Source organism: Streptomyces albireticuli, assembly GCF_021228125.1.
Classification (GTDB): Bacteria; Actinomycetota; Actinomycetes; order Streptomycetales; family Streptomycetaceae; genus Streptomyces; species Streptomyces albireticuli.
The window spans coordinates 179,188-191,765 of the sequence record NZ_JAJQQS010000002.1; the positions used below are offsets into that span (position 1 = coordinate 179,188).

Consider the following 12,578-nt stretch of genomic DNA (forward strand, 5'->3'; position numbering starts at 1 on the left):
AGGTGGGATTCGTCTCTAGACGGTTTACCAACCGGGGCGAACGGGGCAGTATGGCCAGGCTGGGCGGCACTGAGTGCCGCCTTTAGGCCCTATGGCCGACCCCGAGTGCACGTGCATCGTCCAAATGGGGGAAGGTAGGGGTAGTCAGGGCACCTCGAAGAAGAGGCACAACGTCGGTGAGGGATGACGTGAGCGACAACTCTGTAGTACTGCGGTACGGGGACGGCGAATACACCTACCCGGTGGTCGACAGCACCGTCGGCGACAAGGGCTTCGATATCGGCAAGCTCCGCGCCCAGACCGGTCTGGTGACCCTGGACTCCGGGTACGGCAACACCGCCGCGTACAAGTCCGCGATCACCTACCTCGATGGTGAGCAGGGCATCCTGCGCTACCGGGGTTACCCGATCGAGCAGCTCGCCGAGCGCAGCACGTTCCTGGAGACGGCGTTCCTGCTGATCAACGGTGAGCTTCCGAGCGCCGACGAGCTGGCGGCGTTCCAGGGTGAGATCACCCAGCACACGCTGCTGCACGAGGACGTCAAGCGCTTCTACGACGGCTTCCCGCGCGACGCCCACCCGATGGCCATGCTGTCGTCCGTGGTCAGCGCGCTGTCGACGTTCTACCAGGACAGCCACAACCCGTTCGACGAGCAGCAGCGTCACCTCTCCACGATCCGGCTGCTCGCCAAGCTGCCGACGATCGCCGCGTACGCCTACAAGAAGTCGGTCGGCCACCCGGTGGTCTACCCGCGCAACGACCTGGGCTACGTCGAGAACTTCCTGCGCATGACCTTCTCGGTGCCCGCCGCCGAGTTCGACCTGGACCCGGTCGTCGTCAGCGCCCTCGACAAGCTGCTGATCCTGCACGCGGACCACGAGCAGAACTGTTCGACCTCCACCGTGCGTCTGGTCGGCTCCTCGCAGGCGAACATGTTCGCCTCGATCTCCGCCGGCATCAGCGCCCTGTGGGGCCCGCTGCACGGTGGCGCCAACCAGTCGGTCCTGGAGATGCTGGAAGGCATCAAGGCCAACGGCGGCGACGTCGACGCCTTCATCCGCAAGGTGAAGAACAAGGAGGACGGCGTCCGCCTGATGGGCTTCGGCCACCGGGTGTACAAGTCCTTCGACCCGCGCGCGAAGATCATCAAGGCTGCCGCGCACGACGTCCTCTCGGCGCTCGGCAAGTCCGACGAGCTGCTGGACATCGCGCTCAAGCTGGAGGAGCACGCGCTCTCCGACGACTACTTCGTCTCGCGCAACCTCTACCCGAACGTGGACTTCTACACCGGTCTGATCTACCGGGCGATGGGCTTCCCCACCGAGATGTTCACCGTGCTCTTCGCGCTCGGCCGGCTCCCCGGCTGGATCGCCCAGTGGCACGAGATGATCAAGGAGCCGGGTTCCCGTATCGGCCGCCCGCGCCAGATCTACACCGGCGTCGTCGAGCGCGACCTCCCGCTCACCCGCGGCTGAGACGTGCCCGCGCGCGGCTGAGCCGCCCGTAGCGCAGGAAAACAGCGCAGAAGAGACAGCGCACGAAGAGACAGCGCAGAGAAAAGCGCCCCGCTGCCGATCCCCCCACGGGTCGGAGCGGGGCGCTTTCCTTACCCCGGAACGGATTCCCCCCACGGGATCCGGCCGGGAGCCGCGGTGCGCGGTGCCGACGCGATCTGCCGGGACGCGTACGTACGGGAGGGCCGCTCAAAGCTCCCCGGGTACGTGCCCCGGCCACGCGTGGCCGGTACCGTCCCCCAAGACGATCCAGCACTGCCCGGTTAGACCCACGACCCCCCTCAATGGTTACCTCCCAAAGGCTGTGATCTAGGTCTCCTGCCATAAGGGACGTACAAGGGCAAGGGGTGAATGTGTGGGTGTTGTGTCTCTTTTGTGGGCTACGTGAAGGTTCGTAGCCGAAGGCTGTTGGACACCACGAACACCGACGAGAAGGCCATCGCCGCTCCCGCGATCATGGGATTGAGCAGGCCCGCCGCCGCAAGGGGCAATGCGGCCACGTTGTAGCCGAAGGCCCAGAAGAGGTTCCCCTTGATGGTGGCGAGCGTACGGCGGGCCAGCCGGATGGCGTCCGCCGCCACCCGCAGGTCGCCCCGGACGAGCGTGAGGTCGCCCGCCTCGATGGCCGCGTCCGTGCCCGTGCCCATGGCCAGCCCCAGATCGGCCGTGGCCAGGGCGGCCGCGTCGTTGACGCCGTCGCCGACCATCGCGACCGTACGGCCCTCGCCCCGCAGCCGCTCGATCACCGCCACCTTGTCCTCCGGCAGCACCTCGGCGATCACCTCGTCGATCCCCACCTCGCGGGCCACCGACTCGGCCACGGCACGGTTGTCCCCGGTCAGCAGCACCGGCCGGAGGCCCAGGGCGCGCAGCTCCGCGACGGCTCGCGCGCTGGAGTCCTTGACGGTGTCGGCGACGGCGAGGACACCGCGTGCCTCCTTGTCCCAGGCCACCGCCACCGCCGTCCGCCCCTCGGCCCCGGCGGCGGCCAGGGCCTCAGCCAGGGCCGCCGGCAGCGGGGCGCCCGCCGCGTCCAGCAGCGCCTCCCGGCCCACCAGGACCTCACGCCCCTCGACCAGGCCCCGCACGCCCAGCCCGGGCACGCTCTCGAAGTGCTCCACGGCCGGCAGTCCACCGGCCCGCTCCTCGGCGCCGGCCGCCACGGCCCGCGCCACCGGGTGCTCGGAGGCGTGCTCCACCGCCCCCGCGAACCGCAGCAGGTCGCGCTCCGCCACGCCTGGCGCGGTGACCACGTCCCGCAGGCCCATCCGGCCGGTCGTCACCGTCCCGGTCTTGTCCAGGACGACGGTGTCCACCCGCCGGGTGGACTCCAGCACCTCCGGCCCCTTGATGAGGATGCCGAGCTGGGCGCCCCGGCCCGTACCGACCATGAGGGCCGTCGGGGTGGCGAGGCCCAGTGCGCACGGGCAGGCGATGATCAGCACGGCCACGGCGGCCGTGAACGCGGCCGTCGCGTCACCCGTGGCCAGCAGCCAGCCGGCCAGCGTGCCCAGGGCGATCACCAGCACCACGGGCACGAACACGGCTGAGATCCGGTCGGCGAGCCGCTGGACCTCGGCCTTGCCGTTCTGCGCGTCCTCCACCAGCCGGGCCATCCGCGCGAGCTGCGTATCCGCGCCCACCCGGGTGGCCTCGACCACCAGGCGACCCGCCGCGTTCACCGTCGCACCGGCCACGGCGTCGCCCACGGCGACCTCCACCGGGGCCGACTCGCCGGTCAGCATCGAGGCGTCCACCGCGGAGGCGCCCTCGGTGACCACGCCGTCCGTAGCGATCTTCTCCCCGGGCCGCACGACGAAGCGGTCGCCGACGGCCAGCCGGGAGACCGGCACCCGCTCCTCGCGCCCGCCGCGCAGCACGGCCACGTCCTTGGCGCCCAGCTCCAGCAGCGCCCGCAGCGCGGCCCCCGCCTTCCGCTTGGACCGCGCCTCCAGCCAGCGCCCGGCGAGGATGAACGTCGTCACCCCGGCCGCGGCCTCCAGATAGATCGCGGACGACCCGTCCGTGCGCGAGACGGTGAACTCGAAGGAGTGCCGCATGTGCGGCATCCCCGCCGTCCCGAGGAACAGCGCCCACAGCGACCAGCCGAGGGCCGCGAGGGTGCCGATCGAGACCAGGGTGTCCATCGTGGCGGCGCCGTGCCGGGCGTTGGTCCACGCCGCCCGGTGGAAGGGCAGCGCGCCCCAGACCACGACGGGCGCGGCCAGGGTCAGCGACAGCCACTGCCAGTTGTCGAACTGGAGCGCGGGGACCATCGACATCAGCACCACGGGGACCGACAGGGCCAGCGACACCAGGAGCCGCTGCCGCAGCCCCCGGGCCTCGCCGTCGCCCGGCCCGGCCCCGGCCTCGGGGCCGGGCTCGGGCTCCGGGGCCCGGGGCACCTCCGCGGTGTACCCCGTTCTCTCCACGGTCGCGATGAGATCGGCGACCGCCACCCCCTCGCCGAAGGCGATCCGCGCCTTCTCCGTGGCGAAGTTGACGGTGGCTTCGACGCCGTCCATCCGGTTGAGCTTCTTCTCGACGCGGGCGGCGCACGAGGCGCAGGTCATGCCGCCGACGGCGAGCTCGACCTCGGCCCGGGGCGGGGCCGTCCGGTGGGGGGTCGTGCTGTTCATGGCGTGTTCCCGGGGGTGGGGTGGGGGGTTGTGGCTGTGTGTCAGGCGCGGCCGACGAGCTCGTAACCCGCCTCGTCGACGGCGGCGCGCACGGCCTCGTCGTCCAGCGGGGCCGTGGCGGTGACGGTGACCTCGCCGGTGGTGGCGACGGCCTTCACGGCGGTGACGCCGTCGAGCGCGGAGAGCTCCTCGGTGACGGCCGACTCGCAGTGGCCGCAGGTCATGCCGGTGACCTTGTAGACGGTGGTGGCGCTCATGGGGGTCTCCTCGCTGGATCGGTACTCAGTACTCGTACACGTCGTACAACAGTGAGAACACCTTACCCCCAGGGGGTATTCCCTTGGGAAGGGTTTCCCGTTTCTCCGAGGGGCCGGCGAGGGCTCCCGGGAACGGGGGAACCCCCGTGGGCCGAGGGCCCACGGGGGTTCGTCGTCCGTACGCGGTGGTACCGCCCGGCCGGGGTCAGCGGTGGCTGGGGAAGCCCAGGTCGACCGAACTCTCCGCCGGGTCCGGCCAGCGGGTCGTGACGACCTTGCCCCGGGTGTAGAAGTGCACGCCGTCGTTGCCGTAGATGTGGTGGGCGCCGAAGAGGGAGTCCTTCCAGCCGCCGAAGGAGTGGTAGCCCACGGGCACCGGGATGGGGACGTTGACGCCCACCATGCCCGCCTCGACCTCCAGCTGGAAGCGGCGGGCCGCGCCGCCGTCACGGGTGAAGATCGCGGTGCCGTTGCCCCACGGCGAGCCGTTGATCAGGGCCAGCCCCTCCTCGTAGGTCTCCGCGCGCAGCACGCACAGCACCGGTCCGAAGATCTCGTCGCGGTAGGCGTCCGCGTCGGTGGGCACCTTGTCGAGCAGGGACAGGCCGATCCAGTGGCCGTTCTCGTACCCCTCCACCGTGTGGCCGGTGCCGTCGAGGACGACCTCCGCGCCCTGGGCGGCGGCGCCCGCCACATAGGACGCGACCTTGTCGCGGTGCGCCTTGGTGATGAGGGGGCCCATCTCGGACGCGGGGTCGTCGCCCGGGCCGATCCTGATCTTCCCGGCGCGGTCGCGGATCTTGGCGACCAGCTCGTCCCCGGTGTCACCCACCGCGACGACCGCCGAGACCGCCATGCAGCGCTCGCCGGCCGAGCCGTACGCCGCCGAGACGGCGGCGTCCGCCGCGGCGTCGAGGTCGGCGTCGGGCAGGACCAGCATGTGGTTCTTGGCGCCGCCCAGGGCCTGCACCCGCTTCCCGTTCGCCGTGCCGGTGGTGAAGATGTGACGGGCGATCGGGGTGGAGCCGACGAAGCTCACGGCCGCGACGTCCGGGTGTTCCAGGAGGCGGTCGACGGCCGTCCGGTCACCGTTGACGATGTTGAGCACACCGTCCGGCAGACCCGCCTCGGCGGCCAGCTCGGCGAGCCGGAACGCGGCCGACGGGTCCTTCTCGCTCGGCTTCAGTACAAAGGTGTTGCCGCAGGCGACGGCCAGCGGGAACATCCACATCGGCACCATGGCCGGGAAGTTGAAGGGCGTGATGCCCGCGACCACCCCGAGCGGCTGCCGGATCGCGGCCACGTCCACCCCGCCCGACACCTGGGTGGACAGCTCGCCCTTGAGCTGGGTGGTGATCCCGCAGGCCAGCTCGACGATCTCCAGACCGCGGGCGACCTCGCCGAGGGCGTCGGCGTGCACCTTGCCGTGCTCGGCGGTGATCAGCCGGGCCAGTTCGTCGCGGTGCGCGTCGAGCAGGGCGCGGTAGCGGAACAGCACGGCCGTGCGGGCCGCCAGCGAGGAGCCGCCCCAGGTCGCGAACGCGGCCTTGGCCGCGGCGACGGCGGCGTCCACCTCGTCGGCCGAGGCGAACGCGACACGGGTGGTCTCCACCCCCGTCGCCGGGTCGGTCACCGGCCCGTACGTGCCGGAGGCGCCCTCGACGGCCTTGCCGCCGATCCAGTGGTTGACGGTCTTCATGCTGCGGCCTCTCTCACATTCAAAGGTACCGGCGGCGGGCCGACGCGCGGCGCTCGTACTCCTCCCGGGCCCGAAGGGCCGCCGGGCGGGTCGCGGCCTGGGCGACAGGCACATCCCACCACGCCTGGGCGGGAGGCGCGCCCGGCACTGTGTCGGCTGTTCCGGTCTCCACATAGACACATGTGGGGCGTTCGGCGGCGCGCGCCTCGGCGAGCGCCTCGCGCAGCGCGCCGACCGTGCGCGGCCGGAGCACGGCCATCCCCAGGGACGCGGCGTTGGCCCCCAGGTCGACCGGCAGCGGCCCGCCCGTGTACGTGCCGTCCGCCGCCCGGAACCGGTAGGCCGTGCCGAAGCGCTCGGCGCCCACCTGCTCCGAGAGGCCGCCGATGGAGGCGTAGCCGTGGTTCTGGACCAGCACCACCTTGATCGGGATGCCCTCCTGCACGGCCGTGACCAGCTCCGTCGGCATCATCAGATATGTGCCGTCCCCGACCAGCGCCCACACCGGCCGCTCCGGCGCGGCCAGCCGCACGCCGATCGCGGCGGGGATCTCGTAACCCATGCAGGAGTAGCCGTACTCCAGGTGGTACTGGCGGCGGGAGCGGGACCGCCACAGCTTGTGCAGATCGCCGGGGAGCGAGCCGGCCGCGTTGACGATCACGTCCTCGTCGCCGACGACGGAGTCCAGCGCGCCGAGCACCTGGGCCTGGGTGGGCCGCGCGTCCGCGTCCCGCCAGGAGTACGCCCGCTGGACGGCCGCCTCCCACTCGGCCTTGCCCGCCGCGTACTCCCGTTCGTAGGCCGCCGGGACCCGGTGCCCGGCCAGCCCCTCGGCCAGGGCGGCGAGGCCCGCCCGGGCGTCGGCGACGACCGCGAGCCCCGCCATCTTGTGGGCGTCCGCGGCGGCGATGTTGAGGTTCACGAAGCGGACGCCCGGGGCGGCGAACAGGGTCCCGGACGCCGTCGTGAAGTCGGTGTAGCGGGTGCCGACGCCGAGCACGAGATCGGCGTCGCGGGCGAGCGCGTCGGCGACGGCGGTGCCGGTGTGGCCGAGCCCGCCGACGTCCGACGGGTGGGCGTGGTGCAGCGACCCCTTGCCGGCCTGGGTGGACGCGACCGGGACGCCCGTGGCGTCGGCCAGCGCCCGCAGCGCGTCCTCGGCCCCGCTGTGGGCCACCCCGCCGCCCGCGACGACCAGTGGCCGCCGGGCCGCCCGTATCGCCCGTACCGCCTCCGCGAGCGCGTCGGCGGCGGGCGCCGGGCGGCGGACGTGCCAGACGCGGTCGGCGAAGAACTCCTCCGGCCAGTTGTACGCCTCGGCCTGCACGTCCTGCGGCAGTGCCAGGGTGACGGCACCGGTCTCGACCGGGTCGGCCAGCACCCGCATCGCCTGGAGGGCGGCCGGGATCAGCGCCTCGGGCCGGGTGATCCGGTCGAAGTACCGGGACACCGGCCGCAGGCAGTCGTTGACGGAGACGTCGCCCGCGCCGGGGTGTTCGAGCTGCTGGAGCACCGGGTCGGCGGGCCGGGTGGCGAAGGTGTCGCCGGGCAGCAGCAGGACGGGCAGCCGGTTGATCGTGGCGAGGGCCGCGCCGGTGACGAGGTTGGTGGCGCCGGGGCCGATCGAGGTGGTGACGGCGTGGGCGGAGAGCCGGTCGCTCTGCCGGGCGTAGCCGACGGCGGCGTGCACCATGGCCTGTTCGTTGCGGCCCTGGAGGAACGGCAGCGCGCCCTCGGCCTCCAGGAGGGCCTGGCCGACGCCCGCCACGTTGCCGTGGCCGAAGATGCCCCAGCAGGCGGTGACCAGGCGCTGCCGCCGGCCGTCGCGCTCGGTGTGCTGGTGGGCGAGGAACTCCACCAGGGCCTGGGCCGTGGTGAGCCGGCGGCCCGGCCGCCGGGAGTGCGGAACGGTCATGTCATCTCCCCGGGCGCGAGGTAGAACGGCAGCCGCGGGTCGAGCGGCTGCTCCGGCCAGGTGGCGCGGATCCAGGCGTGGTCGGGGTGATCGCGGATCAGCCACTCCCGCTCGGGGCCGGGCCCCGCCATCACGTTGAGGTAGTACATGTCGTGTCCGGGCGCGGCGATCGACGGGCCGTGCCAGCCGTCCGGGATCAGCACCGCGTCGCCGTCGCGGACCTCCGCGAGGACGTCCGTGCCGCCGCGCCGGGACGGGGTGACGCGGTGGTAGCCGAGGCCCGCGTCGCCGTCGATCTCGAAGTAGTAGATCTCCTCCAGCTCGGACTCCTGGCCGGCCCGGTGCTCGTCGTGCTTGTGCGGCGGGTACGACGACCAGTTGCCGCCCGGGGTGACGACCTCGACCGCGATCAGCCGGTCGCACTCGAAGGCGCCCGCCGCGGCGAAGTTGTTGACCTGGCGAGAGCAGGAGCCGGTGCCGCGCAGCTCCACGGGGACGGCCTCGGCCGGCCCGTAGCGGGCGGGCAGCCGGCGCTCGCAGCGCGCCCCGGCCAGCGCGAACCGCCCGCCCGTCCGGGACCCGAGGGTCACATGGGCGCTCCGGGGGACGTAGGCGAAGTCGGTGACCCCGGCGAAGACGCTTTTCCTGCCCTCCAGTTCGAAGGGCCGCCCGTCCACGGTCACCGCGCAGCCGCCGGCCAGCGGCAGCACGATCCACTCGCTGTCGCCCGAGGTGAAGGTGTGTGTGGAGCCGGGCGCGAGGACCAGGACGCGCAGCGAGGAGTACTCCCAGCCGGCCTGTTCCGGGCTGATGTCCAGGGTGTACGGGCCTCCGTCGGCGGCGCTGCCGGCCGGGAGATGGGGGGTCGCGAAGGTCATCCGTTTTCTCGTCTCTCCTGACGCCGCGTGGGGTACGGGCGTCACAGCAGTCCCACGGCCGTGTCGACGGCGCCCGCCACGTCCCCGTCGGCGGGGTAGAGCAGCGAGCGGCCGGCGACGAGCCCTTGCACGGTCGGCAGCCGCAGCGCGGCACGCCACTTCTCGAACGCCGCGTCCCGGCCGCCGGGGCCGTCCGCGAGGTCACCGCCCAGCAGTACGGCCGGGAGCGTGGAGGTCGCCAGCACCCGGGCCATGTCGGCCGGGTCGTCCGTGACCGGCACCTTGAGCCAGGTGTACGCGGAGGTGCCGGCGAGCCCCGAGGCGATGGCGATGGACCGGACGACGGCGTCGGCGCTCAGGTCGTTGACCACCCGGCCGGCCACCCGCCGGGAGACGAACGGCTCGACGAAGACGGGCAGCCGGAGGGCGGCCATGGCGTCGACGGCGCGGGCGGCCGAGTGCAGGGTGCGCAGCGAGCCGGGGTCGTCGTGGTCGATGCGCAGCAGCAGCTTGCCCGCGTCGAAGCCGAGCCCGGCCAGGTCCTCGGGGCGGTGGCCGGTGAAGCGGTCGTCCATCTCGAAGGCGGCGCCGGCGAGTCCGCCGCGGTTCATGGACCCGATGACGACCTTGTGCTCCAGGGCGCCGAGCAGCAGCAGGTCGTCGAGGACGTCGGCGGAGCCGAGGACCCCGTCGACGCCAGGCCGGGACAGGGCGAGGCAGAGCCGCTCCAGGAGACCGGCGCGGTCGGCCATGGCGAGGGGGCGGTCGCCGACGGCGAGGGCGCCGCGCGCGGGGTGGTCGGCGGCGATGATCATCACCCGCCCGCTGTCCCCGACGAGGGGCCGCCGGGCCCGCCGGGCGGCGGCCTCGGCGACGGCTTCGGGGTGCCGGGCCCGCACCCGGGCGAGATCGGCGAGGGCGACGGTCACGGGCGGGGCGCTTCCTGTCCGGGGCGGGGCGGCTTGCGACGGGAGCCCTTGGCACGGGACCGGGCGTCACGACGGGCCTGGGGCGGGGGAGCGGGGGCCTTCGGGGGGCCGTCCGCGGGGCTTCCGGGACGCCCTTCGGGCGGGGCGCCGGGCCCGGCGCCGACCGGGCCGGCGGTGATGTCCGCGGCGGGGTCCGAACCGGCGCCGGTGGGGCCGGTGGTGGGGCTCTCGGTGGGGTTCGAGCCGGTGTGGGCGGGGCCGGTGGTGGGGCTCTCGGTGGGGGCCGAGCCGGTGTGGGCCGGGCTGCCGGTGGTGTGTGTGGCGGGGGCCGAGCCGGCGTGGGCTGGGCCGGTGGTGGGGCTCTCGGTGGGGTTCGAGCCGGTGTGGGTTGGGCTGCCGGTGGTGCCTGTGGCGGGGGCCGAACCGGCGTGGGCAGGGTCGGCGGTGGGGGCCTCGGCGGGGTCCGGACCCGTTTCGGCCGGGCTGCCGGTGCCCTCCGCGCCGGGGCCGCCCGTACCCCTCCCGGCCGGGCCGCCGGGGCCACCGCGGGCAGGGGCGTCCAGGCCGCCACCGGCCGCGCCCGTACCCCCGGCTCCGGGGCGGCCCTCCCCGCCGTGCGGCGGGGCCGCCAGCAGCAGCTCCACCTCCTCCTCCGTCGGCATCGCCGACGAGCAGGCGATCCGCGTGGCGACCAGCGCGCCCGCCGCGTTGGCGTAGCGCACGGCGCGCTCCAGGTCCCAGCCCGCGAGCAGGCCGTGGCAGAGCGCGCCGCCGAACGCGTCGCCCGCGCCGAGGCCGTTGACGACCTCGACGGGCACCGGCGGCACCTCGACCGTGGTGCCGTCGCGGTGGACGGCGAGGACCCCCTTCGGCCCCCGTTTCACGACGGCGAGCTCGACGCCCGCGTCGAGCAGGGACCACGCGGCCGCGTACGGATCGCGCTCGCCCGTGGCGACCTCGCACTCGTCGGCGTTGCCGACGGCGACCGTGGTGTGGGCGAGGGCCGCCGCGTAGAACGGCCGGGCCGCGGCCATCGCGGCGGCGCCCGTGGCACCGCCGTCCGCCGAGGCGCCGCCCGCCCCGCCCCAGAACAGCGGCCGCCAGTCCAGGTCGAAGACCGTCGTGCCGCGCTTGGCGCGGGCCGCGAGCGCCGCCAGCGTCGCCGCCCGGCTCGGCTCCTCGCACAGCCCCGTGCCCGTCACCCAGAGGATCCGGGCGGCGCGCAGGGCGTCCAGGTCCAGCTCGGCGGTGCGGATCTCCAGGTCGGGCGCCTTGGGCCGGCGGTAGAAGTACAGCGGGAAGTCGTCGGGCGGGAACATCTCGCAGAACGTGACCGGCGTGGGGAGGTGGGGGACGGGGGTCACCCACCGGTCGTCCACGCCGAAGTCCCGCAGCGCCTCGTGGACGTACGCGCCGAAGGGGTCGTCACCGGTGCGGCTGACGAGCGCCGCGCGGCGGCCGAGCCGGGCCGCGGCGACCGCGACATTGGCCGCCGACCCGCCCAGGAACCGCCCGAAGGTGTCGACCCGCGCGAGCGGCACACCGGTCCTGAGGGGATAGAGGTCCACCCCGACCCTGCCCATGGCGAGCAGGTCGTACGGTCTCGGCTCGGTCATGGGGTCAGGTCTAGCCGGGCCCGCACGACCATGTCAAGGAATTGTCCTTACATATAGACGTACTCTCGGGGTGACTTGACGTTACGTCCGTATGTCCGGACGAAGCCTTGACACCTTCCCACCCCACGGGGAAGCTCGGACGAAACCGCCTCGCGGCCCAGGACCGAGGAGACCCGCCCCATGTCCGCCAGCCCCCCGCCCTCATCCGCGCCCCGCCTCCGCGTCGGCTCCGCCCCGGACTCCTGGGGCGTCTGGTTCGCCGACGACCCCGCGCAGGTCCCCTGGAGGCGCTTCCTCGACGAGGTCGCCGACGCGGGCTACGCGTGGATCGAGCTGGGACCGTACGGCTATCTGCCCACCGACCCGGCCCGGCTGCGCGACGAGACCGAGCGGCGCGGGCTCGCCGTCTCCGCGGGCACGGTCTTCACGGCGCTGCACCGCGGCCCGGCGGTCTGGGACGCGACGTGGGAGCACGTCGGCCGGGTCGCGGAGCTGACGCGCGCGACGGGCGCCCGCCATCTGGTCGTCATCCCCTCCTTCTGGCGCGACGACCGGACCGCCGAGCGCATCGAGGACCCCGAGCTGACGGCCGATCAGTGGCGGGAGCTGACCACCGGGACGGAGCGGCTGGCCCGCGAGGTCCGCGAGACGTACGGGCTCGACATCGTCGTCCACCCGCACGCCGACACCCACCTCGACACCGAGGCCCACGTCGCGCGCTTCCTGGACGCCACCGACCCCGCGCTCGTCAGCCTCTGCCTGGACACCGGGCACTACGCGTACTGCGGCGGTGACAGCGTCGAGCTCATCGAGACCTACGGCGAGCGGATCGGCTACCTCCACCTCAAGCAGGTCGACCCCGAGGTCCTCGCGGACGTCGTCGCCAAGGGCACGCCGTTCGGGCCCGCCGTGCGCCAGGGCGTGATGTGCGAACCGCCGCGCGGCGTACCGGCGCTGGAGCCCGTCCTGGCCGCCGCCGCGAAGCTCGACGCGGAGCTGTTCGCCATCGTGGAGCAGGACATGTACCCGTGCCCGCCGGACCGCCCGCTGCCCATCGCCCGCCGCACCAGGGCGTTCCTGCGCGGCTGCGGCGTCTGAGCCCCCGGCGGGCCCGCGGAAGCCACCCGCACG

At 73.7% G+C, this 12,578-nt stretch carries 8 protein-coding genes and 1 pseudogene; 2 read left to right on the forward strand and 7 right to left on the reverse strand.

Features of this window, described 5'->3' with window-relative positions:
• Nucleotides 1–188 precede the first annotated feature (188 nt).
• Nucleotides 189–1,475 carry a citrate synthase gene (locus LUZ64_RS01000; RefSeq protein ID WP_095583378.1) on the forward strand — a complete coding sequence of 429 codons (1,287 nt, stop codon included), beginning with the start codon at nt 189–191 and terminating at the stop codon, nt 1,473–1,475.
• A gap of 419 nt (nt 1,476–1,894) precedes the next feature.
• Here LUZ64_RS01000 and LUZ64_RS01005 read toward each other — a convergent pair whose 3' ends face one another.
• The 7 genes and pseudogenes from LUZ64_RS01005 to iolC all read right to left on the reverse strand — a co-directional run.
• Nucleotides 1,895–4,153 (reverse strand): heavy metal translocating P-type ATPase, encoded by a 2,259-nt coding sequence (locus LUZ64_RS01005; protein WP_095583379.1) that lies wholly within the window; start codon nt 4,151–4,153, stop codon nt 1,895–1,897.
• A 41-nt stretch (nt 4,154–4,194) separates the two neighbouring features.
• A complete protein-coding gene (locus LUZ64_RS01010; protein WP_372472021.1) occupies nt 4,195–4,482 on the reverse strand; it encodes a heavy-metal-associated domain-containing protein in 288 nt (95 codons plus the stop codon).
• A 133-nt stretch (nt 4,483–4,615) separates the two neighbouring features.
• Nucleotides 4,616–6,109: a CoA-acylating methylmalonate-semialdehyde dehydrogenase gene (locus LUZ64_RS01015; protein ID WP_095583381.1), complete on the reverse strand. Its 1,494-nt coding sequence runs from the start codon at nt 6,107–6,109 to the stop codon at nt 4,616–4,618.
• A 19-nt stretch (nt 6,110–6,128) separates the two neighbouring features.
• Entirely contained in the window at nt 6,129–8,024 is a 1,896-nt protein-coding gene (iolD, locus tag LUZ64_RS01020) for a 3D-(3,5/4)-trihydroxycyclohexane-1,2-dione acylhydrolase (decyclizing) (RefSeq protein WP_095583382.1), read from the reverse strand.
• Nucleotides 8,021–8,902, reverse strand: a complete 882-nt coding sequence (gene iolB, locus LUZ64_RS01025; protein ID WP_095583383.1) for a 5-deoxy-glucuronate isomerase — start codon at nt 8,900–8,902, stop codon at nt 8,021–8,023. Before iolB ends, iolD begins: the two co-directional genes overlap by 4 nt.
• Before the next feature lie 41 nt (nt 8,903–8,943).
• Nucleotides 8,944–9,831 carry a Cgl0159 family (beta/alpha)8-fold protein gene (locus LUZ64_RS01030; protein WP_095583384.1) on the reverse strand — a complete coding sequence of 296 codons (888 nt, stop codon included), beginning with the start codon at nt 9,829–9,831 and terminating at the stop codon, nt 8,944–8,946.
• Nucleotides 9,832–10,454: 623 nt separating this feature from the next.
• Nucleotides 10,455–11,447, reverse strand: a pseudogene (iolC, locus tag LUZ64_RS01035) (5-dehydro-2-deoxygluconokinase); the annotation flags it as partial.
• A gap of 180 nt (nt 11,448–11,627) precedes the next feature.
• On the opposite strand from iolC, the gene LUZ64_RS01040 reads away from it, so the two are divergent.
• Nucleotides 11,628–12,545, forward strand: a complete 918-nt coding sequence (locus LUZ64_RS01040; protein ID WP_095581278.1) for a sugar phosphate isomerase/epimerase family protein — start codon at nt 11,628–11,630, stop codon at nt 12,543–12,545.
• The last annotated feature ends 33 nt before the right edge of the window (nt 12,546–12,578 follow it).

What these genes read in the sequence shown, in the direction of transcription:
- LUZ64_RS01005 (WP_095583379.1), bottom strand. Translation starts at nt 4,153, where the DNA reads ATGAACAGCACGACCCCCCACCGGACGGCCCCGCCCCGGGCCGAGGTC.
- LUZ64_RS01040 (WP_095581278.1), top strand. Translation starts at nt 11,628, where the DNA reads ATGTCCGCCAGCCCCCCGCCCTCATCCGCGCCCCGCCTCCGCGTCGGC.
- LUZ64_RS01015 (WP_095583381.1), bottom strand. Translation starts at nt 6,109, where the DNA reads ATGAAGACCGTCAACCACTGGATCGGCGGCAAGGCCGTCGAGGGCGCC.
- iolD (WP_095583382.1), bottom strand. Translation starts at nt 8,024, where the DNA reads ATGACCGTTCCGCACTCCCGGCGGCCGGGCCGCCGGCTCACCACGGCC.
- iolB (WP_095583383.1), bottom strand. Translation starts at nt 8,902, where the DNA reads ATGACCTTCGCGACCCCCCATCTCCCGGCCGGCAGCGCCGCCGACGGA.